21 protein-coding genes are annotated in these 23,133 nt (G+C 55.3%); 8 read left to right on the forward strand and 13 right to left on the reverse strand.

The features are described 5' to 3' along the window. A partial coding sequence (locus Q0835_RS13785; RefSeq protein ID WP_298962491.1) for an SRPBCC domain-containing protein occupies positions 1–143 on the reverse strand: 143 nt, incomplete at its 3' end. 183 nt (positions 144–326) lie between these two features. On the opposite strand from Q0835_RS13785, the gene Q0835_RS13790 reads away from it, so the two are divergent. Together Q0835_RS13790 and Q0835_RS13795 are read left to right on the forward strand one after the other, a co-directional pair. Then, complete coding sequence (locus Q0835_RS13790; RefSeq protein ID WP_298962056.1) at positions 327–1,523, forward strand: FIST N-terminal domain-containing protein; 1,197 nt, start codon at positions 327–329, stop codon at positions 1,521–1,523. Further along, positions 1,520–2,878, forward strand: coding sequence for a hybrid sensor histidine kinase/response regulator (locus tag Q0835_RS13795; protein WP_298962059.1), 1,359 nt, complete (start codon positions 1,520–1,522; stop codon positions 2,876–2,878). Before Q0835_RS13790 ends, Q0835_RS13795 begins: the two co-directional genes overlap by 4 nt. Positions 2,879–2,944: 66 nt before the next feature. On the opposite strand, the gene Q0835_RS13800 is transcribed toward Q0835_RS13795, so the two are convergent. Continuing rightward, positions 2,945–3,616: a response regulator transcription factor gene (locus Q0835_RS13800; protein ID WP_298962062.1), complete on the reverse strand. Its 672-nt coding sequence runs from the start codon at positions 3,614–3,616 to the stop codon at positions 2,945–2,947. Between the two features lie 394 nt (positions 3,617–4,010). On the opposite strand from Q0835_RS13800, the gene Q0835_RS13805 reads away from it, so the two are divergent. Beyond that, positions 4,011–4,619, forward strand: a complete 609-nt coding sequence (locus tag Q0835_RS13805; RefSeq protein WP_298819130.1) for a hypothetical protein — start codon at positions 4,011–4,013, stop codon at positions 4,617–4,619. 29 nt (positions 4,620–4,648) lie between these two features. Here the strand turns inward: Q0835_RS13805 and Q0835_RS13810 are convergent, their stop codons facing one another. From Q0835_RS13810 to panC, 3 genes are all read right to left on the reverse strand, one after another. After that, entirely contained in the window at positions 4,649–5,713 is a 1,065-nt protein-coding gene (locus Q0835_RS13810) for a trifunctional transcriptional activator/DNA repair protein Ada/methylated-DNA--[protein]-cysteine S-methyltransferase (RefSeq protein ID WP_298962065.1), read from the reverse strand. Positions 5,714–5,786: 73 nt separating this feature from the next. Continuing rightward, complete coding sequence (panB, locus tag Q0835_RS13815) at positions 5,787–6,596, reverse strand: 3-methyl-2-oxobutanoate hydroxymethyltransferase (protein WP_298819126.1); 810 nt, start codon at positions 6,594–6,596, stop codon at positions 5,787–5,789. A gap of 44 nt (positions 6,597–6,640) precedes the next feature. Continuing rightward, positions 6,641–7,489, reverse strand: coding sequence for a pantoate--beta-alanine ligase (gene panC / locus Q0835_RS13820; RefSeq protein WP_298962494.1), 849 nt, complete (start codon positions 7,487–7,489; stop codon positions 6,641–6,643). Positions 7,490–7,722: 233 nt separating this feature from the next. Here panC and Q0835_RS13825 point away from each other — a divergent pair, with 233 nt between their 5' ends. The 3 genes from Q0835_RS13825 to Q0835_RS13835 all read left to right on the forward strand — a co-directional run bounded on the left by Q0835_RS13825 (position 7,723) and on the right by Q0835_RS13835 (position 9,911). After that, positions 7,723–8,532 carry a hypothetical protein gene (locus Q0835_RS13825; RefSeq protein WP_298962068.1) on the forward strand — a complete coding sequence of 270 codons (810 nt, stop codon included), beginning with the start codon at positions 7,723–7,725 and terminating at the stop codon, positions 8,530–8,532. Between the two features lie 183 nt (positions 8,533–8,715). Continuing rightward, positions 8,716–9,459, forward strand: a complete 744-nt coding sequence (locus Q0835_RS13830; protein ID WP_298962071.1) for an AraC family transcriptional regulator — start codon at positions 8,716–8,718, stop codon at positions 9,457–9,459. A 71-nt stretch (positions 9,460–9,530) separates the two neighbouring features. Next, complete coding sequence (locus tag Q0835_RS13835) at positions 9,531–9,911, forward strand: VOC family protein (RefSeq protein WP_298819120.1); 381 nt, start codon at positions 9,531–9,533, stop codon at positions 9,909–9,911. Between the two features lie 55 nt (positions 9,912–9,966). On the opposite strand, the gene Q0835_RS13840 is transcribed toward Q0835_RS13835, so the two are convergent. The 4 genes from Q0835_RS13840 to Q0835_RS13855 all read right to left on the reverse strand — a co-directional run bounded on the left by Q0835_RS13840 (position 9,967) and on the right by Q0835_RS13855 (position 14,213). After that, positions 9,967–11,361, reverse strand: coding sequence for an adenylate/guanylate cyclase domain-containing protein (locus tag Q0835_RS13840; protein WP_298962074.1), 1,395 nt, complete (start codon positions 11,359–11,361; stop codon positions 9,967–9,969). A 241-nt stretch (positions 11,362–11,602) separates the two neighbouring features. Beyond that, positions 11,603–12,370 carry an ABC transporter permease gene (locus tag Q0835_RS13845; RefSeq protein WP_298819116.1) on the reverse strand — a complete coding sequence of 256 codons (768 nt, stop codon included), beginning with the start codon at positions 12,368–12,370 and terminating at the stop codon, positions 11,603–11,605. After that, the gene (locus Q0835_RS13850) at positions 12,367–13,161 is read right to left on the reverse strand and encodes an ABC transporter ATP-binding protein (protein ID WP_298962077.1); all 795 of its coding nucleotides are present in this window, start codon (positions 13,159–13,161) and stop codon (positions 12,367–12,369) included. Before Q0835_RS13850 ends, Q0835_RS13845 begins: the two co-directional genes overlap by 4 nt. Positions 13,162–13,202: 41 nt before the next feature. Beyond that, positions 13,203–14,213 (reverse strand): ABC transporter substrate-binding protein, encoded by a 1,011-nt coding sequence (locus Q0835_RS13855; protein ID WP_298962080.1) that lies wholly within the window; start codon positions 14,211–14,213, stop codon positions 13,203–13,205. A gap of 520 nt (positions 14,214–14,733) precedes the next feature. Between Q0835_RS13855 and Q0835_RS13860 the strand changes: the two genes are divergently transcribed. Beyond that, a complete protein-coding gene (locus Q0835_RS13860) occupies positions 14,734–17,007 on the forward strand; it encodes a nitrate- and nitrite sensing domain-containing protein (RefSeq protein WP_298962083.1) in 2,274 nt (757 codons plus the stop codon). A 107-nt stretch (positions 17,008–17,114) separates the two neighbouring features. Continuing rightward, positions 17,115–17,621 (forward strand): GNAT family N-acetyltransferase, encoded by a 507-nt coding sequence (locus Q0835_RS13865; RefSeq protein ID WP_298962086.1) that lies wholly within the window; start codon positions 17,115–17,117, stop codon positions 17,619–17,621. A gap of 32 nt (positions 17,622–17,653) precedes the next feature. On the opposite strand, the gene Q0835_RS13870 is transcribed toward Q0835_RS13865, so the two are convergent. The 4 genes from Q0835_RS13870 to Q0835_RS13885 all read right to left on the reverse strand — a co-directional run bounded on the left by Q0835_RS13870 (position 17,654) and on the right by Q0835_RS13885 (position 23,133). Continuing rightward, positions 17,654–17,935, reverse strand: coding sequence for a hypothetical protein (locus tag Q0835_RS13870; RefSeq protein ID WP_298962089.1), 282 nt, complete (start codon positions 17,933–17,935; stop codon positions 17,654–17,656). Positions 17,936–18,237: 302 nt separating this feature from the next. Next, positions 18,238–20,091 carry a dihydroxy-acid dehydratase gene (locus tag Q0835_RS13875; RefSeq protein WP_298962091.1) on the reverse strand — a complete coding sequence of 618 codons (1,854 nt, stop codon included), beginning with the start codon at positions 20,089–20,091 and terminating at the stop codon, positions 18,238–18,240. A gap of 148 nt (positions 20,092–20,239) precedes the next feature. Continuing rightward, positions 20,240–21,856: a thiamine pyrophosphate-binding protein gene (locus Q0835_RS13880; RefSeq protein ID WP_298962094.1), complete on the reverse strand. Its 1,617-nt coding sequence runs from the start codon at positions 21,854–21,856 to the stop codon at positions 20,240–20,242. Between the two features lie 8 nt (positions 21,857–21,864). Next, complete coding sequence (locus tag Q0835_RS13885) at positions 21,865–23,133, reverse strand: CaiB/BaiF CoA-transferase family protein (RefSeq protein ID WP_298962097.1); 1,269 nt, start codon at positions 23,131–23,133, stop codon at positions 21,865–21,867.

Here is a 23,133-nt window from a genome sequence, read left to right on the forward strand (position 1 = left end):
ACCGAAGCCGACATCTCATCATCCGAAATACGCTCAAGAACTTCACAACCAGGTATGCACAAACGCAAAACATCAGCATCATTCAACGCTGACCAAACAGAAGAACGATCAGCCTGAATAACTTGACTGCCTGATATCTCCATGTCCTCCCCATCGACCGTTTTCGGCAAGTTGCAAGCGACAGGAAAATACACAGGGCTGCAGCTGTACACTGTACTTTAGGTCGGGTCTGCTTCCCGGCTTTGCAAACACACCGGTCTGAAGCTACATTTTGGGTTCGGCGACGGCAGTTCCGGCAAAGGAACGCCGCCTCCTGGGAGGAAAAATTGAACCCAAAAACTGGGACGCGATATGCCTGCGGGGTGGTCGTTTTATCGGCCGGCCTGCCGGATGAAGAGAACTTCTGGGCTGAAATCGATGCAGCTGCCAGGACGGGCCGGTATGCGCAGGCTCTGCTGTTTTTTTCGCAAGACCAGTTCCCGGCAGACATCATCCGAAACCGAATGGCCCATCATGCCGATGGCCTTGCCTATGCCGCATGTTCCACTGCCGGTGAGATAGGCGGTTCGACCGAAGGGACCGGACAATGCCTTGCCGTTCTGTTTCCGAAAGATCAATTTTCCATAAGCGCTGTGCGTATAGATGGCATCCGCTCGATCGGCTTCGATCGTATCGTTGCCCAGGTCAAGGACGCGCGCCAGGTGTTCGACGCCGACGTGGCCAACCGTGCCGCTGAAGCTGAACAGGGCGACGCCTTCGCCATCTGCCTGATAGACGGACTGTCGGTTGTCGAGGAAATGATCACCGCCGCGCTTCACTGGGCGCTGGACGATATCCCGCTGCTCGGCGGATCGGCCGGCGACAGCATGCATTTCAACAAGACCTCGCTCATTTTGAACGGCGAAATCAGCGATGATTGCGCGATCGTACTGTTTTGCAGAACAGCTGTGCCATTCCGGATCTTCAAGACCGACAACTTTGTGCCGACGGAACGCAAGCTTGTCGTCACAAGATCCGATCCCGAGCGACGCATCATCTATGAATTCAACGCCGCAGAAGCAGCTGGGGAATATGCCCGAGCCGTTGGCATCGATCCGGGTTCGCTGTCTCCCATGAGTTTTGCCTCTCATCCGCTCGTTGTTCGTGTGGGAGGCGAGTACTATTGCCGCTCGGTGCAAAAAGTGAACCCAGACGGATCGCTGTCCTTTTTCTGCGCTATCGACGATGGCATTGTTCTTACAGTCGCCGAACCGACAGGCATGACGAAGTCCACGAACGAGGCCTTTGAAGGTGTTGCAAACGAAATCGGTCCGGTCGACTTCGTCCTCGGCTTTGATTGCGTGCTGCGCCGGATCGATGCCCAAAACCGGCAGGCAACACAGCGTATCCAGAAGATCTACGAAAAATACAATGTCGTCGGATTCAACACCTATGGTGAGCAATACCTATCGATGCATCTGAACCAGACCTTCACTGGGATCGCCTTTGCACAACAGGCCTCTATCGCGGGAGAAAAGGCATGAGCCTGTCCGATATCGACGATGCTGCCAGGCTGAAGAAAATAAATGCTGCGCTGGTTGACCGCGTAGAGCAGGCGATGGACCAGCAACGCAACGCCTTTTCCCTGTTTCAAACGGCCATTTCCCTGGAAGGACAAATCCGGCGCCGAACGGACGAGCTCACATCTGCACTCAGACGCTTGGAGGAGACAAACATCGAGCTGGCGCGCCAGAAAGACATTTCTGAACGGGCCAACCGGTCGAAAACGGAGTTTCTGGCTGCCGCGAGCCACGACATTCTGCAGCCGCTCAACGCGGCTCAACTGACCATCTCCTCCCTTCACGAACTTCAGGTGTCCGATCAGGCGCGTGCCATGGTCAATCAGGTCGAGCGCTCGCTCGACACAATGAACGAGTTGCTCAGGACCCTTTTGGACATTTCGCGTCTCGATGCCGGTGTTACAACACCGCGCTTCACATCGGTCCCGATACCCCCGATCCTCGACAGTCTGCTCTCAGACCTCAGGCCGATTGCGGAAAAGAAGGGATTGCGTCTACGTGTGGCCGTGAAGAACGACTGTGTCTACACCGACAGAGTGATGCTGCGCCGAGCCCTTCAGAACCTTATTGCCAATGCCATCCGGTATACGGACAGCGGCGGCGTCCTGATCGGCACCAGACGCCGTGGCGACGACATTTCAATCGAGGTCATCGACACAGGCAGTGGCATCCCCGAAGACCAACTGGAAAAGATCTTTGAGGAATTTCACCGGGGACCGCTGTCTCGCGGTGATGGCAATGCCGACACTGGAACGGGACTGGGGCTCGGTCTTGCCATTGTTCGAAGGTTGGTAACCGCCCTGAAACACGATGTGAGCGTCAGATCCAGTCCTGGACATGGCAGCGTTTTCCGGATCAAGGCCAAGCGATCCGAAGCACCTGCGGAACCAACCGGTGCGGAGCGCACCAAACTGATAGCAACTCCCGTCAATGCCAGCCTCAAAGGCAAGAAGATCCTGGTCATTGAAAACGATCCGGCCGTCCTTGAGGCCATGGAAGGGCTGTTAGCCACGTGGGGATGCATCTACAGGATTGCGCGCTCATGCGACCAGACCCTTGAAGCCGTCGATGCGGTTTCATGGGTGCCCGATCTGATCATTGCGGACCACCATCTGGATTTCGGAGACCTTGGCACTTCGACACTTGAAAAGCTGTTTGAGCTCCTGCCGTCGCGGGTGCCCGCGATACTGGCGACCGCCGATGCCTCTCAAGGTGTCATCGACAGAGCGCGTGAGCTTGGTGTCGAACATCTGACAAAACCGGTCAAACCGGCACAATTGCGCGCTCTGGCAACGCATCTGATCAACAAGGCGGGTTAGCGGAAAGTGCCGACAAGGCACCTGACCTGTTCTGCCTGTGCAACTACTGACGCCATTTCGCGCGCCTCAATCGGAGGGAGGCACAAACGGGGCAGCGGTCCCCAAGGCCTCGAGTTTCTTGACCTCGATGACCACCTGTGTCCGGCTTGAAACGGCCAGTTTTCGCAGGATTTCAGAGACGTGTGCTTTCACGGTCGTCTCCCCTACCTGCAACTCATAGGCAATCTGCTTGTTCAACAAGCCGCCACAAATCATGTTGAGCACCCGGATCTGCTGAGGTGTCAGACTGGCCATCCTCTCGATCATCCGGCTGGTCTCTTCATCAATCGATTCTTCTACGCCGTCTTCATACGATTCAGGCAAGTAGACCGCACCGCTCATGACTTGCTGAATGGCCTTTGCCAGAATAGTCTTTTTGGAAGATTTCGGGATAAAGCCTGCTGCGCCATAGGCCATGACCTGGGCAATGATCGCCTGGTCTTCAACTCCGGATACAACGACGACTGGTAACTGCGGGTAGTGAGTTCGCAAGTGCAGAAGGCCCTCCATTCCCGTCACGTCCGGCATGGAGAGATCGAGGAGGGCAAGATCGAACCCGGGCCTAGCATCCAGAAAACGGCAAGCATCTACCAGCGAGGCAGCGCCCAGGGCATCGGCCCCTGGATAAGCCAGCTCCACCGCACTGTGCAGCGCCTCGCGAAACAAGGGGTGATCATCGATGATCAGAAATTTGGTCACATTGTCTGTCCCGCCTCGCAGGTCCTCTTGCTCCGTTGTGGTGTTGGTCCCTGGTAACAATTGTCAATCGCAATATCTTGGCCTGTTCGCAGGCAGTTGCCAACAGTTTCGAGTGCTGATCGGCTGTGTTCAGCTTCGCGCCCAAATGATCCTGAATGGTATTCGGAAGCATAGATGATTCGGCCCAAAATGCATTTGGCCTGGAAATTCTTTGATTGACGACCATCAGCAAATAATTTCAAACCCGAATACAAGCATTTGTGATGACTATCACACCGACCCGCGCTTCCCTTAGGTAAACTTCAATTAGATTGAGCTGCTGATGTGCCCAATAGCTTGGGAATTCGCATTCGCGTGGGCTGAAGACTGAATACCGATCGAAAAGGACCGGGTCATGATTACGATAACTTCACCCTCGATGTGCCTGAATGACGCGCGTTCGAACCGCATATACACCATGGACGTGACCAAGAGGGTCAGCGCGACCGATACTCAGCGCGAGATTGTCGATATGGTCGTTGCCGCAGCAAGCCGTGTCGAAGGCGGCAAGATTGAAAACCTGGTGCTCAACGCTCATGGGTCGCCGGGAACATTTCACATCGGCACAGGATTGAGTTCAAGCACCATGTCGCCCTGGTCGGATGTCCGTGACAAGGTTTTCAAAATCTGGTTCCGCGGCTGTCTTGTTGCCCGGATTGCCGGAGAACACACCTCCAGCCACGGAGACGGTTCCTATTTGGAGGCTCGGGGCCTGAATTCCGGCAACGGACACTCCTTTATCAGTGCGTTTGCCCGACTGACCGGATGCTATGTCGTTGCGCCGACAGAAATTCAGAGCGCGGCGCGTCAACGCTCCAGTTATCCGCGGGGTCAACTCGACAGTTACGAAGGACTGTTGCTTAGTTACGATCCGCAAGGGCGGATCAGCTGGCAGCAACGATATCCTTCACTGCACAGCTACAACAATGAAACGGGCACTGTACGGCTGCCCAACAGCGAATAGCCAGATGTTGTTCCGTTGATCCCGGGGCTTCAGACACCCGGGTTTTGCCGGTAGCTTTGCTCCAGTTCGATCAGCCGCTGCTTGCGCCAGAGCCCGCCGCCATAACCTGTGAGCGATCCGTCTGATCCGAGCACTCTGTGGCACGGGACAACAAGTGCGAGCTGGTTGGCACCGTTGGCCCTGGCGACCGCCCTCACCGCATCCGGCCTGCCGATGGCATTTGCAAGTTCTGAATAACTCCGCGTTTCGCCCGCGGGGATCGTCAACAGCTCACGCCACACATCCCGAGTGAAGGCGGAGCCGTGCAGCGCAAGCCTGGTTTCAAAGACGCCGCTTTGTCCCTCAAAGAACCGGTCCAATTCCTCTTGGATCTGGTCGGTGGTTGCGGTCCTGCCAAAGCCAATCTCACCCTTGGCATAGCCCTGCAGTTTTTTGAATTCGGTCGGCAGAGCCTTGCGGTCGAGAAACTCCAGAAGGTGCAACTGCGACTGGTCAGTGACGGCGACCAAAGGACCGAGCGGTGAAGACACCCAGTCGGCAACCAGCAACGGGTCTTTGGAAAAAGCACCCGGTGCCTGTCCGAGAATTTTCGCGAAGGCCTGTCGAAAGGCGCTCGGCGAGCCAAAGCCCGCTGTGATCTGCGCCTCGATCACTTTGCCTCCACCGGCCAATGTCGAAAACCCTTCCTGAAGGCGCCTCTGCCGCGCCATCTCCAGAAAGGTTATGCCGAATTGCCGTTTGAATGCGCGCCGTACAGTGGATGGATCAAATCCGAGGTGTTTCAGATCCGGCTCGCCCCAACGATAGGCGGGTCGCTTTTCAAGCGCCTCTATGAGTGGTTTGACCACCGGATCCGCACTCGCTTCGGGTGTTGTTGGCTTGCAGCGTTTACATGGCCGAAAGCCGGCGTCAAAGCACTCTGCAACCGTCTCATAGAAGGTGCAGTTGTCCCGTTTCGGCTTCCGTGCGGGACACGTCAGACGGCAAAAGATGCCTGTGGAAGACACACCAACGAAGAAGCGCCCATCGTAGGATGCATCGCGTTCCTGAAGCGCTTCATAAAGCGTGTCAAAACCTGGATTGAACTTCAACATACGCGGAGACTAATCCGACTGCCCGGCAGATGCAGCCGGAAATCGGGCGCATATTGATTTCTTGGAACTGTCCCTACCTGTAGACCTGCTCTTCACCCGGAAAACTGCGTTCCTTCACTTCATCCGAATACGCTTTGACAGCGGCTTCGATCTGCCCCCCAAGATTGCCATAGACCTTGACGAATTTTGGCGGTGTCGGATTGAGGCCGAGCATGTCTTCCAAAACCAGGATCTGACCGTCGCACGTGGCAGAAGCGCCGATACCAATTGTCGGGATGGGAATGCCTTTGGTGACCTGAGCTGCCAGCGGCTCCACCATTCCCTCCAGCACCAACGCAAATGCACCGGCCTCGGTGACTGCTCTTGCATCTTCAAAATGCTGTTCCCAGTCATCTTGCTGACGCCCTTGTGTCTTGAACCCGCCCATGACATGGACAGACTGCGGTGTCAGGCCGATATGTGCCATGACCGGGATGCCGCGTTCCGTCAGAAAGCGGATGGTCTCTGCCATTCGAACCCCGCCCTCCAGTTTCACTGCTCCGCATTGGGTTTCTTTCATGACACGTGCAGCATTCCGGAACGCCTCAGACGGACTTTCTTCGTAGGTGCCAAAGGGCATATCCACCACGACGAGAGCTTGCCTGGTGCCACGGACCACGGCCTTGCCATGCATGATCATCAGATCGAGCGATACGCCGACTGTCGACTCCATGCCGTGCATCACCATGCCGAGGCTGTCGCCGACGAGAATGAAATCCGCGTATTTATCGACGATGGCGGCAGTGTGCGCATGGTAAGAGGTCAAAGAGACGATGGGATCGCCGCCTTTGCGCTTGGTTATCTGAGGGGCCGTGATCCGGCGAACGGGTTTTTGCGCGCTCATGCGATTTCCTTTCCAAGGAGCTTGATCTTTTCGGGGACGCTTTCTCAGGCAGGCGCAACCACGCGCTGGTCGATCAACAAAACCGTGTCGAACCGGACAGCCAACAACACCACCGCCGGCCGAGCCAGACGGCCACCCAATTCTGCAAGCGTTTCAGCATCCCGGATGTCGACGCTCTTGATTTCTCCAGACGGCGCCTTTGCAAGCTCTTGCCGGACTGCCTTTTCAAGAGCGGCAACGTCAGGCCCTGACTTTGCAAGCCCGTCAGCCAGCTCGAGAGATTTCGAAAGGGCAAGAGCTTCCTGACGATGCCGCGCATTCAAACGAACATTGCGTGATGACATTGCCAGTCCGTCCGGTTCGCGCACTGTTGGGTGGCCAACAACATCTATTGGCATGTCAAGATCGCGGACCATCTGCCGGATCAGGGTGAGTTGCTGGTAGTCCTTTTCACCAAATACCGCGATATCCGGAGCGACAATGTTGAAGAGCTTGCTGACAACCGTCGAAACGCCGCGAAAATGTCCCGGTCGCAATGCGCCTTGCAAGATACCCGAAAGTCCTGGCACCTCGACAAATGTGTCTCCACCAGCACCGTACATTTCGTCGACATCCGGTGCGAAAACGGCATTCACATTTTCTGTAGTCAGCAACGCCAGATCGCGTTCTTCGTCGCGCGGATAGGTGTCCAGATCCTCACCCGCGCCAAACTGCGTGGGATTGACAAAGATGCTGGCAACCACCCTATCAGAATTTTGCAGCGCCATCCGCACAAGGCTCAAGTGCCCTTCGTGCAGATAACCCATCGTCGGCACCAGTGCGACGCTCTGGCCGCTTCGCTTCCAATCGCGCACAGTCGCCCGCATATCCGCCTTTGACCGGCAGATGATCATTGCGCACCCTCCCTGGACCACGGCTGCTCTCGACAGCATCTTGCTTTTCGCAGGTGCAACATAGGGGGACAGTTTCTGAAGGTCCAGTGGCCAAAGGAAGCAAGCCAAATGCGGTTTGCCTGCCAAAAACTCAGTGCCTGGAACCGCATGATTTCTTTGGCTCACGGACATGTGCCTTGCAGCCTTCATGTCAGGTGCGAAAAATCGTCTAGCGTTGCGACCGAGGCCTAAACATGCGTGTATTCCTGTTCATATTTCTCCTTTTTCTGCTGCCACAGGCCGCCGATGCGTGCGGATCCGAAACACCGTGCGAAATTCCTGGCGGTTATTATCTGGCGGCCGCCCCTGAAGACTGGGACAACAAGACGCCGCTTCGACTCGTGGTCTATTTTCATGGTTGGAACAGCTCACCAGAGGCGACTTTTCGAAACAAGGCCATGGTCAATGGGGCGACCCGACGAAACGCACTGTTTGTCGCTCCATTTGCAAAAACCGGATACTGGCGTCAGATCGGCGACGGGCGGGCTGAAAGCGGACGCGATGAAGCTGCATATATTCGCGCCGTTTTGGACGACGTTCGCAAGCGCTGGCCGATAGATGAAAGGCAGACCTTGGCCTCGGGCTTTTCACGCGGGGCTTCAATGGTCTGGAATGTCGCCTGCTACAGCGGCAATCTTTTCCGCGCTTATGCTCCCATTGCCGGTGGTTTTTGGCGATCGAACCCGGAGACGTGCCCTGCCGGGCCGGTCAATTTGCGCCATATTCACGGCCTTGCCGATGGTGTTGTGGCCTTTGACGAGATCGGGATTTACAACTCCATGCCAATCACCGAAGGCTTCGACATTCTGTCTGAGACAAATGGGGTTAAGGACGAAGCGCGCGAAGTGGCAAGCGGTGATCAACGGCTAACTTGCTCACGCTGGGACAAAAGCGACAGCGGACGCGTTCTTGAACTTTGCCTTCACGAACGCGGTCATTCGATCCCCGCCGAATGGGTTGCGCAAGGTTTAGACTGGCTTGAAAGCCTTCCTGAAGGTTCATGACGTCGAAACAATTGCGTCAGTTTTAACTGCTCCCAAAGCCGTGCCAATTGGCCCGCGCCTGGCTGTGCTTTGCAGCCCCGGTGACATTCGAAGAAGGACAGTTACAAGTCTTTCTCATTGAAAGTTGGCTCGCTAAAATGACGACACAAATCGCACTCTTCCAATCTTGAGAAACACGCCATCATGTACGAGCCCAGAGGAAATGGCAAAGCAAGGTCGGTGCAATCCGTGACGTTTGCCGAGGTGGAACCTCCGGACCACTTGCGAGACGTCGTGCATCGCTTTCTGGAACTCAGAACGAAAGAGAACCTTGGAGAGGACTACAGCTTTCACGCCCTGCCTGATGCATGTACTTATGCTGTCTTCGACCAGCTTGATGCATCCATTGCCGGTGTGACGCGACTGCAGGCGACCTCCGAAGAACTCAATCTTGGAAAACAGTTTCACTACGTCAATATCCGGTTTTTGCCGGGGGTCTGGCAATCCGAAAAGGAAAAGAGTTCCTACGGCATGATTGCGGAGCCTTATATGGGCGACCTTCACTTGGCTGAACTCAACCATCAACTTGTCAAACAGAACGACTTCACCGCGAAACAGTCATTGCTCACCGCGTTTGTCGAGAGGCTTCTCGTCAGCGAGCATGTTGTCGCGAATCCTGTGACTGAAAAAATCTTTCGTCAGCTGGAGCAGATACACTCTGTTGCCGACATGGCTTCGTTCGCGCATTTGTCGCCGCGTCAGCTTCAACGCGTTCTGAAAAAGACGTTGGGTTTCACACCACATGATTTTCTGAAAGTGCTTCGGTTGCAGCAATCATTGAAAGGCGAGCCATCACTGTCCTATGCGGATCAGTCTCACTTCATTCATTCCTTTCGAAAGGCGACCGGATACACGCCTGCCCGATATTCCCGCAAGTTCGATGTCTGAAATCTACAATACAGGCAATTTGTAGATCGATAGGTAAATGGCATGTTCAACACGACCAAATGGAGTTGAAAATGTCGAAGATGAACGCCGTTGGATGGTTTGATATTTACGTCAACGAACTGGACCGCGCAGTTGCGTTTTATGAGCAGGTTTTCGACCAGAAGCTGGAGCCGATCGGCGACCCGACTGGCGAAAATCAGATGATGAGTTTTCCGGCCGACATGAGCGCCTATGGAGCCGGTGGCGCCTTGTCGAAGTCTGAACACGCATCCCCAGGTCCTGGTGGTACCGTTGTCTACTTTTCATCCGAAGACTGTGCTGTCGAGGAGAGCCGTGTCAGCGCTGCCGGAGGCAAGGTCATAAGGCCCAAATTTTCTATCGGAGAATATGGCTGGGTCAGCCTGTGTCAGGATACCGAAGGCAATTTCTTTGGCATCAGTTCCATGACATGACTTCGTTTTGCGGGGCGCTAACTCTGGAGCCCCGCAAACCGGCGATGGAATAGCCTTACACGGTCCAGACGTTTATCGACGTTTCCCGGCCCCTCAGCTTGATCTGGTTTTTGGCCGAGAACTGAAATCCCGGGTCGGATGCATTCTCGGAAAGGCCGGCACGGCGCATCAGTTCTTCACTGACGACGCATTTGCATCCTAGTTCCCGGGTCGAGGCTTCCAGCCTGCTGGCCACATTGACCGTATCGCCGACAACTGCAAACTCCAGCCGTCTCGACGGTCCGATATCGCCCAGGATTACCGGGCCGAAATGAACCCCCACCGAGACCTTGATGGGCTCTATGCCTCTGGCTTGAAGGTCCTTGTTCAAGGCTTCGGTTTCGTCAATGAGCTGCAGCGCAGCCTTCAACGCATTACCGGCGTCGCCTGATTTGGTTTCCGGCGTTCCGAAAGTCGCCATGACGCCATCGCCGAGGTATTTATCTAGCGTTCCCCCATTTTGAAAAATAGAGCGCTCCACGAAGGCATGATATTGGCGCAGGAGGTCCATGACTTCCTCAGGCGAATGATGTTCCGCAAACTGGGTGAAGCCGACAATATCCGCAAAGAGCACCGCCACTTCCTGCGTTCGAACAGCCCCGATGTCGCGATCTGTCGACGCCAGAACATCGACCAGGCTGGATGGGAAGTAGCGCGACAGGTTTGCCCTTTCCGCGGCGATACTGGCCTGCCGCATCAGGAGCTGGTTCGATCGCCACCCCTTGAGCGCCAACATGGCCGCGACGATCAGGAAAACGACAATTTCCTGAATGCGGACAGACGGGCGGACGCTATTGGGGTCCAGTTCGCTCCCCACAATCGAATGGCCTTCAAAAGCGATTGCGGCAGCTTCGCTGAGTTCAGGGATTTTCTGTCCGAAAACGGCAACATATATGAAACCGGCTAGCCAGAGCATGCCCACCCAGGTGCCGATCGCCCAGACCGTCCGCCAGGAATAGGCAAGTGTGGCAGCTGCCAGAAAAATGAAAAAGTAGATGAAATTGTCAAACCTGTAGATGAACGCGGTCGGCACGTCCTCACTGAAGAAGGGGTTGGGCGTAACAAAGAGAAGTGTCAGCAGACTGACATCCAGGAAAATGAGGCCGAGTTCCGTACGCGAATAACCGACACGTGCCAGCCGCAACTGTAGCCAGCCGAGAGCAATAAACACCGCAACCCAAGCCTCGTAGTAAAGGACACTCACGCTCGGGTTGAGAAAGGGCAGAAGGAGCGCGACAATTGACATCGCCACGGTCCTGGCGATCACAGCGAGCCGGTGCCCTTCCATTTTTTCGATTTCGAGAGCCTGAGCCAGAAACTCGTTTGAACTGGCCTGACGCCTTTCATCATCGCGCAATTGACGCAGTCGCGCGATAAACCTTAACGGTGAGGGTATTCTGAGAGCCGACATACTCACTCCGTGTCATCGCAATCGTTCCAGTAGATATCCTCACAATTGGTTACGAAGGAAAGGAATTCCTACGCCCTGATCCGAAAAAGCCGAGCAGTGAATTGAGACAGCGTCACACATAATCGCAGGCTTCGGCGAAGGAACTGGAAGCTCTTCACGCGCCTCTGCTGGCCAGAGCGCGCGCTCTGCCATCATTTTCATAGAGATAGCCGATGTACCGCGTCGTATTGCTCGAAACCGCTCAGCTTGGCGTCCGTTCAGCCCAGCCTGCGAAAATCTTCTCCAAACCCACGACGATGTAATAGAGAACGATGCCAAGCAGGGCCAAAGCAATCAGAACCGCGAACATGAGCGGGTAGTCCGAGTTGGTTTTTCCGCTGTCGAACAGCGCTCCCAGACCCCTTCCATGAGGGCTGACGATCTCCATCAGATTGGTCCCGATAAAAGCCAGCGTCACAGAGACTTTCAACGCACCGAAAAACTCAGGGAGCGTTTTCGGCAGCGCGATCTTCCAAAAAATCGTGGTCTGCGACGCACCGAGAGACCTCAAGATATCGCGATACTCAGGCTCCAGCGTGGACAATCCGATCGACACGGAAACGGCGATCGGAAAAAAGGAGATCATGAAGGCGATCAGAACCGTATTAAAGTCGTGTGCACCGACGAACATGAGCGCGACGATGGGAACAACCGTCGCCTTCGGGACTGCGTTGAAGCCGACTAGCAACGGATAGAGCGCATCTCTCATGGTGCGCGAGAATCCCATCACCATTCCAATTGCAATACCGACAATGACTGCCAGCAACAGTCCCACGACCGTGCGCCAAAGCGTCTGCCAGCCCATGACGAGGAACAATTCCCAGTACCGCACATAGGCAGGCCAGAGATCGCTCGGCGAAGCCATCTTGTAGTTAGGCCAGTCATTTACCCAGACAAGCGCTTCCCACAGAAGCAGGAAAACCAGCATCGCAAACAGCGGCACGATCACATTGCGCAAGCGTCCGTTCATGATGCAACCTCTTCGGGAACGCGCCCTTGGGCAATTTCAATCTGATGCCGCAGAATTGTGAGCCTTTCGGCTGCTTCTGTGGTGTAGAGCTCTTCCAGATTTGCCGGAGCTGACCGGTCGATATTCATGACATACTGTGTGCGTGCCGGCCGCCCGGACAACACGACAACCTGATCCCCCAGAAAAATGGACTCTCTGAGATCATGAGTGATCAATACGCCGGTGAACGGTTCCTTGGCTTTCAGTTCATGCATCGTTTGCCAAAGGTCTTCTCTCGTGAAGGCATCAAGCGCGCCAAAAGGTTCATCCAGGATGAGCACCTCCGGCTGATGCACCAGTGCCCGGCATAGGGACGCCCGCTGCCGCATGCCACCAGACAATTCCGACGGCCGCTTGTCCTCAAAACCTTCCAACCCGACCAATGACAGCAAATGCCGCGCCCGCTCTTTCGCGGCCTCGCCTTTCAAGCCGTTGGGAACAATCTCCAAAGGCAACATGACGTTCTTCAAGATAGATCGCCATTCCAATAGAACCGGATTTTGAAACGCCATGCCGACTGTCGAGCGAGGTCCTCGAACCCGTTCACCATGAAGCCAGACTTCGCCTTCATCGGGACGCATCAGCCCGGCAATAAGGCGCGTCAACGTTGACTTACCGCAGCCGGAAGGGCCCACAACAGCGCAAAACCCGCCTTCTTCGACCGACAATTCAAGCCCATCCAGGACTGGCAATGGCCCGGCAGCCGTCGGATAGGCATGCCGCACGCCCTTAATTTCAATCAATGCTGTCATGAGATCCTTGATGGCCAGGGGGCTTGTAGCCCCCTGCCTTTTTATTTCAAAGAAAAACCGCCTTCAGGCAGGTAAGCGTCCGTGAAATAGAGGCTGGCGTCAGGCTCATTCTGGAAGTCATAGACCGTCCCGATCTGCTCGATCGCACTGATCATGCGATCCGCATCAATACCGCCCATGCCGTTCGCGGTCGTATAGTCTGTGACGACATTGGCATCGATCGCCAGCTGCAGGCGGCGCTGCTCAAGCGCAGCATCGGCTGCCGGGTTGCGTTTGACCAGCGCAGGTATCACGGATTCGGGATCGGCGATTGCATCTTTCCAACCCATGGCAACAGCCTCAAGAAAGCTTTTGACCACTTCAGGGTTCGCAGCTGCGTATTCCGTGTTGACGATAACCGCATTGCCATAAAGATCGAGACCGTGGTCAGCCATCAAAATGGTCGAGATGTCGTCTTCCGGAACGCCCAAGCGAACAAGGTTCAAATAAGAGCTGAACGAAAAGCCCGTGATAGACGAAACGTTTCCTTCAGCCAGCATCGGCTCGCGGGTCGGGAACCCAACAGGCTCGACTTTGATGTCGTCCATATTGATGTTGTTTTCGGCGGCAAAAATCGGGAACTGCGCCCAGGCGCCGTCTGGTGGCGGTGCACCAAGTACCTTGCCGGCAAGGTCTCCCGGGCCTTCGACACCCAGCGACTTGCGTCCAATGACGGCAAAAGGAGGTTTGTCATAAACCATCATCGCGGCAATGACGGGTGCGCCCGGGTTCTGGTCGATGAATTTGATCAGGCTGTTGATATCTGCAAACCCGATCGGGAATGCACCTGTTGCGACCTTCGGAATTGCATCCAGGGACCCGGACCCTGCGGTGATCTCGACGCTCAAGCCCTTCTCATCAAAGTGGCCGTTGTCAATGGCGGCAAAATAAGGCGCGGACGGTCCTTCAAATTTCCAGTCCAGAGCAAAAGGGACAGCGGTCTTGTCACTGGCTACCGCGGCCGTTGCTCCGAATGCCACGACCGCAGCCGCGACGATTTTGCTGTAGAACATGAACGTCTCCCGTTACTTCAACTGTGCCAGCGATAAGCTGGGCCTCTACTGCGCCAAACGTTAGAGAGTGAAATCGCGATTTGCAAATCTTTTTGGCACGTTTATTTTTTGAGCACACCCTCAGAAATAGCAGACGGGATCGTGAGCTGAGCCGGAAAGCGTTCCGAACGCAAAAACACGCACAAAACCCTCAGGCTTGCGCCTAGCCTCAAGTCGCATGGGGACAGCGTTCCATTCCGGAAAAAGCCCCACAAACTGAAGGTTTGCCAACTCCGGTCCCCTCAATTGCGCTTTTTCCAGTTTTGCTTAACCAAATGCTACCAGCCGGTTTTGCTTCTTAAAGTTGTTTGTTTCTCAATCCACTATCCAAGCGACACCAAATTGAGCATGCCCAGAAACTCACCTTTGGCCACGCCAGACCCACCGTTTTCGCAACCAGTTGGCATTAATCGGCCGCGCTTTACCTAAATTGCAAACCTGTCACGCACAATCAGAGGCAATCATTGTGAAGAGGCGTCTTATGTCATCATTTCTTGCCAATCGATCGATTGCATTCAAGCTTGCACTTGTTTGCTGGGTACCGGTCTTGGCCCTGATCGCCATAAGCGCACAGAAGATCAACACTGAATATCAGGCCTGGCAAAAGGCGGAGGCCATCGGACAAGTGCTTAATGTCGCTCCGGTCCTGTCAGATCTGATTCATGATATTCAACGCGAACGTGGATCGTCTGCAGGCTTCGTCGGCTCTCGAGGATTAGCGTTCAAAAAGTCGATAAATGGTGAAAGATCCGAAACAGATACCGATCTGAAGAAGCTGCTGGCAACGGTTGGAACACCTTCCGGAAAACTTGCCTCCTCCAACTTCACAGACCCTTATAACGGCGCGCTCTCCGACTTGAGGAAGCTGACGAAGATCCGACAGGAAGTCGATTCATTTCAGATAACCGTGCCGGAAATTGCAAACTACTATACGGACGTCGTCGCACAGCTACTCGAAGCGATAGAACAAATGAAGCTGTCGGTCGACAACGCGGAAGTTCTGCACCAGATCTCGGCCTATATCGCGCTACAGCATGCCAAGGAACATGCGGGCCTCGAACGCGCCATGGGTGCTGTCGGCTTCGGCTCCGGGAGCTTCGCACCGGAGATCTACCAGCGATTTTTGAGCCTTGTTGCACAACAGGACTACATGTTTTCTCAATTCCGCCAGAACGCGCCGACCGAAGCTCTCGTCCTATTGAGCAAGTTGCAGCACGGACCATTGGAAGTTCGTGTTCAGGAGTATCGGGAAATTGCGCAGCAGAGCCCCTACGGCGGAAGCGCGCGCCTAGTATCCGGAACAGACTGGTGGGACGCAACGACTGCCCGCATCGACGTACTCAAATCAATCGAAGACCGATTGTCACGATCGCTGCACGAATGGGCTCTGGAAGCCTGTCACCAGGCCTGGGTTTCGTTCGTTACGCTGACGACGTTTCTATTTGCACTCGTGGCTGGCGCAAGTGTCGTTTCGCTGCTGGTATATCGAGAAATCCAGCCGCCAATCGCGCGTATCAACGCATCGATGGCCAGCTGGACAAACGACGGAACCATGCCGGACCTGAAAGAAGCGCAACGTGAAGACGGTATCGGCGAGCTTGCACGCACCTTGAATGACCTGCGTCACCGGTTGGAAGACACACGGGAGACCGATCTGGAACGCAATGCCCGCGAACGGGCACAAACACAAGAAATGAAGCTGCTTTCCGATCTCAATGAATGGCTTCAGTCAAGTACATCGACCGACGAACTATATACGATGATTGAAACATTCATGGCGAAATTGCTGCCGGGCAGCAGCGGCAGCGTCTACGTCTATTCCAATTCGCGCGATGTTCTGGACGGGACTTGCGCCTGGAATGGCGGTGTCCTGCACGAGCACATTCGCCCCGACGACTGCTGGTCGCTGCGTCGTGGCCGCGGCTACTCGTTCAAAACCGATGATATCAAGTTCGCCTGTGAGCACACGCAGCCTCATGACGACGGCCCTTACTATTGCATCCCGATCCTGGCACATGGCGAAACCGTTGGCATGATGCACCTGAAACCTCTGCCGGGCATTTCGACGGATACTTTCTTCGAAAGCTATCGGCTCGCCCAGCTGGCCGCGGAACAAATCAGCCTTGCCATTGCCAACAGCAAGATGCGTGATCAACTGCACCAGCAATCCATTCGCGATCCTCTGACCGGCCTCTTCAACCGGCGGCATTTCATTGAAGTTCTGAGACGAAATGTCGAGACTTCAAAGCGCACGAAAGCGCCCTTTGTGCTGGCATCGATAGACGTCGATCACTTCAAGCGGTTCAATGACAACCACGGACATGACGCAGGCGACATGGTTCTGCGCGCTGTCGGGGCGACGCTGGAACAGGCATGCGGCGTTGAAGAATTGCCATGCCGAATTGGCGGCGAGGAGTTCATGCTGCTCTTGTCTGAGACAACATTGGAAGCAGCTGAAAACCGCGCCGAGGACATCCGTCAACTGATCGAAAAAATCAGCGTTCGCTATGGCGAAAAGTCCCTGCCGAAGATAACCATTTCCGTCGGACTGTCTGCATTTCCTGATCATGGGTCACTGCCGCAGGATCTTATGCAGACGGCAGACGATGCCCTTTACAAATCAAAGGCGGCTGGACGAAATCAGGTCACCGTTGCCAATCTGGTGAAAGACGTTCCAGATCAGCCAACCGTCGATTTTGAAAAGGTCAAGGAAGAGCTGATCGACCACGTTGACCAGCGGGTTGCAAAAATCTAGACCCTCACGATGGCGCAAACACCGTTCTCGTCAGACGATTTCACCAAAAGCGCATTAACCTGCGCCAAACGAATGAAACAAGGCATTACTCAAACAAATGCGTCTTCATGATTGTTTTTGAAACTGTGCGCATAAAGGTCCGGAAATGGCGCCTCAGCGACTTTGACACCTTGCTTGCAGTCTATGGCAACCCGGACGTCTGTAGATACATTGATGACGGATCGCCTCTCTCACCGGACGAGGCCAGAGCCTGGTTGTCGGTCACTGAGAACAATTATGAAAAGCGCGGTTATGGAATGTGGGCTCTGACTTCAAGAGACACCGGCGCAACGATCGGCTTTGGAGGTCTGGTGCATCCCGGCAATCAGAAAACTCCTGAAGTCAAATACGCCCTTGATGTAAATTTCTGGCGGCAAGGCTTCGCGACGGAATTCGTGTCTGCCGCATGCAGTCATGGATTTGACTGCTTCGCCTTGAACTCCATTATCGCAACCGTTGCTGCGGAAAACGGAGCATCAATTCATGTTCTCGAGAAATGCGGTTTCAGCGCCACGGGAAACCAGTTGGAGAGCGACGGTTCGATCACTCGCATCTTCCAAAAAACGGCAATCTGAGTTTTGGGATTGGTCTGCGCCGCTAAGGCTCCTCAGAAGAATCCGAAGTCATCGAAACTGTTCGGCGCATCCTTATCGGTTACTAAGGACTGGGCTTCGCCGGAACTGGAATGACCACCTGTCTGGCCAGGTTTCCAAATAGGAGGATGCATGGTTTCGATCGGGATCCACTCCCCGCCTTCTGCATCTTCGTCCGCGGACACGCCGCTGAAATCAAATCTGTCTTCTTCAGAATTGCTCCCGGAAGTCCTGTCGTCTGCATTCAGGTCGCTTACTTTGTAAGATGTAATAAATGTGTTTGATACGCGGGGCATTTCCATCTCTCCTTCTGTTCAACCATGGAGCAGGTGCCCCAGCGTGAAGTCAGATTAGAAGGCGCGGAATTTCCGGTCTGTGATGAGGATTACGAAGTTCGCAAATCCGAATTCTTGCTACAAACACGCTCAATAAAGAAGACGTCCCTACGCTGAACAGCTGTTCCTGATCCCGACAAGCCATCACATGCCTGAAGACAGGTGAAACGCAGGATTGACTGGCCGGCAACGACGCAAACTGCAATTGCCGACGCAGCGTTCATTTCGAGGGGTAATGGTAATCCGGTGTGGACTACCTGTGATCAGGCACCACGGTGACGATTGCTTGGCTCAAAGCCCGATTTTTCCGCCTGTCTTGGTTCACGTACCCAGACTTCACGGTTCGGATGCATACCGCCACCGCGAACGGCGGGAACGGCAGTGTGACGTGCCCTGTGCAACAGCCTCGTATCGGCAACGCCGCAATTGGGATGCTGACCGCCATTGTCGGCGACGACTTTATCCCACACCCCTTTACGAGCAGCCAGAACGGCAGGGTCTTCGAGAGCTGTGCAGTTCAAGGTGTTGCTGTTCAGATCGACGATAATGGCATCGCCATCTTCGACAAATGCAATCGGGCCGCCAAGGGCCGCTTCAGGTCCGACATGACCGATTACAAGGCCAACGGAACCGCCAGAAAAGCGCGCGTCCGTCATCAGGGCGACAACAATGTCGCGTTCGCGGCAAAGCGTGGTGATACGGGACGTTGGGTCCAGCATTTCCGGCATCCCAGGAGCACCGCTCGGCCCGGAATAGCGGACGATAATCATGTCCTTGTCCTGGAAGCTGTCCGGCGCTTCATCAAGCGCCTTGATGAGGTCTGCCTCGCTTTCAAACACCCGCGCGCGCCCCTTGAAAAGATTGTCTTCCAGACCGCCTTCCACGCCCGCAAGTTTCAAAATAGCCGAAAAATCCGGAGACAGGTTACCACCGAGCATTCTGAGCCCGCCTGTCGGCTTGAAAGGCTCAGCGACCCCGTGAATGACATCGCCATCGGGCGCTGGAGTGTTCAAGTCGGCAACCTGCTCGGCAAGTGTGCGTCCGGTACACGTCATCATATCGCCGTTCAGAAGACCTGCATCCAGCAGTTCCTTGACAATCACCTGGACGCCGCCGACGCGGTCGATATCAATCATGGAATAAGCGCCATATGGCCGCGCATTGGTTAGGACCGGCACAACGTTTTTCGACAGGTGATTGAATTCTTCAGGTGTCATGACATCGCGCCAGAAGTGCTCATAACCGGCGGCACGAGCGATTTCGGGCACGTGTAGAACCACATTGGTCGAGCCACCGATGGCCATCGCCACGATCACAGCATTCCGGATCGAGTCCCGCTTGACGATATCGCGCGGCTTCAGACCGGATGTCATCATGTCAGCGAGATGGGAAACGAGCTCAGCCGGGAATTCTTCAAGGCGCCGAGGATCGTCGGAAGCGGGCGCGACCATGTGAAGAGGTTGAAGGCCGACGACTCCGATGAAGGTTTGCATGGTGTTGTAGGTAAACATGCCGCCGCAACTGCCAATGCCCGGGCAGGCATTGCACGCTATGCGATGGCGGACTGCCGGATCCGGATGACCTGCAACCTGATACGCGCTGACAATATCCAGGGCTTCCCCGGTTTCGGGGTCCCGGCCTGGCCGGATGGTGCCATCCGACATGATGATTGCCGGTTCGTTGTGTTCCAGAACGGCTGCCATAGTACCGACCGGCGGCTTGTCGCAGGCAACCACGGCGATGGTTCCGGCAAGGCCTGTTGCCTCCAGATGCTCACACAGGGAATCGTTGGTGACTTCCCGACCCAGGAGCGAATAGCGCATCTCCCGTGTCCCGTTGCGGATACCGTCGGAGGTCGCGATGGTGAATTCCGGCTGAACCAGTCTGTATTTCAGTTCATCCGGACCATTGCCAATGCGGGATTTGAGGTGCTCATGAATAGCATCCACTTTGGAGGCAACGCCGAGGTAACACTGGCTGTCTCCTTTCGTCCCGACAACACCGACTGAGGGTTCGTGAATAAGTTCCGGATCTGTCCCCAGTTCTCTGGCAACCCCAATGGTCTGAGCGGACCGGCCAGGGTGGCGATCAATCAGGACGATTTTCGAACCCTTCATTTTTTTCTCCCTCACGTCGAGCACGATTACGTGTGCACCTGTTATCCCGTTTTTCAGCCACTGAATAGCCTCAAGCTGCACGGATCAGGAGCATTACCCGTCCAAAATAAACCAGTCGCAAATAATTGGCTTGATTTCGCTGTTTTGCCTAAAACGCACCATCATAGGCTCGGCGTGGAATTCGGCAGGCCAGCAAAGTGAAACCGTCCCGCTTCAGTGCTGCTTCTGCTTCCTGTTTCAGATCGTTTTCATTCTCGATCCAGACACCGTGCCCGCCATATGCGCCAGCCACCGCCGGGAAATCCGTCTCGCCAAAATCCACACCTACATTCGGTCTTTGACTGCCGCGCTGTTTCAGTTCGATCAGCGCAAGACTGGTATCGACCAACACACAGATGATCACGGGGATATTCAGATCGCGCAGTGTTGAAAGTTCTCCGAGGCACATTTCGAGACCTGCATCTCCGACAAAGGCGATGACCGGTGAGCGATCGTCGACGAGACGGTGACCCATCGCGAGAGGAACCGCGCACCCCATGGTGCAAAGAGCCGATGACTGGAGCATTTGCCTCGGCATCGGGCAGCGCCAGATTTGACTGACCAGAATGCGGTGCGCGCCACTGTCAGCCGTTGCGACCGTGTTCGCAGGCATGACGTCGCGCAGCGTATGGAAAACCCTGCCAGGGCCCCAGCCGGACGGCTCTGGTTGAAATGCCTCTTCGAGATCCTTACGCACCTTAGCCGGTTGGCCGGCAGCCCAGGAAGACTGTTCCTTGCTTCTGGCGTCCGCCAAAAGTTTCAAAGCCGGGGCGACAGCGCTGCGAAGTGTTGCGGAAACGGCGTGCATGCCATGTGTGCGCAGCACCGATGTCACGTCGATGACATTCGCCGTTTCCTCCCAGGGATTGCGCCAGTTGATGCGCATCTCGATCGGGTCATAGCCCAAAAGAAGAATGCAATCGCTCTGATTGATCAGCGGCAGCAGGTGGCCATCAGCCTTTGGCGACAGACCGGCGCCTCCAAGTGCAAGATCGCTGTTTTCGTCCAAAAGACCCTTGCCCTTGTAGCTGGTCAAAAGGGGAATATTGAACGTTTGGCAGAACTTGGAGATCTCGACCGAAGCACCTTCGTTCACGGCATCGACACCGGCGATGGCGATCGGACGTTCTGCCTTGGCAAACACCGCAAGCGCTGTCTCAAGGTCAGGTCCCTGAAACGGTGCACTGGCCACAGGTGCGGAGGAAAAACGCTCGCTCCAACCCTCTTCCGTTTCCGCTTCAGCGACCTTGATCGGAACATCTATGTGCACCGGCCCTGGCTGACCGTCGAGCGCAATTGCCAGAGCTTTTTCCATCATCACGTCCAGCGCACCAAGGCGAGCTGAGAAGCTTGCCTTCACGATTGGCCGCAACAATTGCTGGTGATCGAAAACCTGGTGCGTGTAGCTTTCCGCATCGGCCTGATCGACGCAGCCCGTCAGGAAAATCAGCGGCACGCGGTCCTGCCATGCGTTGGCAACGACATTGATTGCGTTTGCTGCGCCCGGACCGATGGTAGCCAGAAGCACACCTGGAGCACCGTCAGCATGCCAACCGCCTTCAGCCATGAAGCCTCCGGCATTTTCATGTTTGACCAGAACGAAATTCAACCCCGCCTGATCGAGCGCCTGCATCAACGCAAGAACTTCACCGCCAGGGATGCCAAAAGCATGACGGCAACCAGCCGCGTGAAGTTTGCCTGCGATAATATCTGCACCAGTGGTCATTGAAATGCTTACCCTTTATTTGGAGCATCTGCCCCAAGATCCAAAATACCTTTTGCTTCCAGATCCGAAAGCTGCTCTGCGGTCAGTCCCAGGTGACGAGCGAGCACGTCTTGTGTGTCTGCACCAAGCAACGGTGGCGCGTTCCTGTAACCAACCGGCGTTTTCTCCAGGTTGATCGGAGATCCAATCAGGTCAACGTCCCCGCTGAGCGGATGCGGCAGTGTAATGCGCATGTTGCGCTGCCGGATTTGCGGATCATCGAAAACCTGTCCCAAATCATTGACAGGGCCGCACGGAACACCCGTCTCTTCGAGCAGCCTGATCCACTCGTCTGCCGTCTTTTCAATGGTAAGACGCCGGATCAAGGGGATTAGCTCCTTGCGATTTCGTACTCGATCCGCGTTCTTGGCAAATTGAGGATCGGCGCCAAGTTCGGGTGCACCTGCAACCGCGCAGAACTTTTGAAACTGGGTGTCGTTGCCAACCGCGATGATGAAAGACTGATCTGCAGCTGGAAAGGTCTCATAAGGAACGATGGTCGGGTGACCATTACCAAGCCGACCAGGGACATCGCCGGACACCAGATACCCAACGCCCTGATTGATCAGCCAGGAGACCTGCGCGTCGAGCAAGGAAATGTCGATATGCTGACCTTCGTCCGTTGAATGCCGATGGTTGAGGGCAGCAAGGATCGAGACCGTTGCGTACATTCCGCACATGACGTCGGCAATGCCGACACCGCACTTTGTCTCCGTGCCGCCATCCTCGTCGGCAAATCCGGTAAGCGACATGATCCCGCCCATGCCCTGGATCAGGAAATCGTAACCTGCACGATGCGCATAAGGCCCGGTCTGGCCGAAGCCGGAAATCGAACAATAAATGAGGCGCGGATTGCGCGCTTTCAAAGTTGCGTAGTCGAGGCCACGCCGTTTCAGGTCCCCAACCTTGAAATTCTCGACCAGAATATCTGCCTTGACGGCGAGATCGGCAATCAGGCTCTGGCCTTCCGGGCTGGACAGATCAATCGCTACAGACGCCTTGTTGCGGTTCGAGGACAGGTAGTAAGCGCTCTCGGCGGTCTCATTTCCATCCTTGTCCTTCAGGAAAGGCGGTCCCCAGCCACGGGTATCGTCGCCGCGGCCCGGACGCTCGATCTTGATCACTTCCGCACCAAGATCGCCCAGGATCTGGGTACAGGTCGGACCAGCCAGTATTCGCGAAAGATCTAGAACAACAAGACCGGACAGAGCGCCGGGATCGGGGCTGGATGGGGACAC

The organism is uncultured Roseibium sp. (genome assembly GCF_947499295.1).
Lineage (GTDB): Bacteria > Pseudomonadota > Alphaproteobacteria > Rhizobiales > Stappiaceae > Roseibium.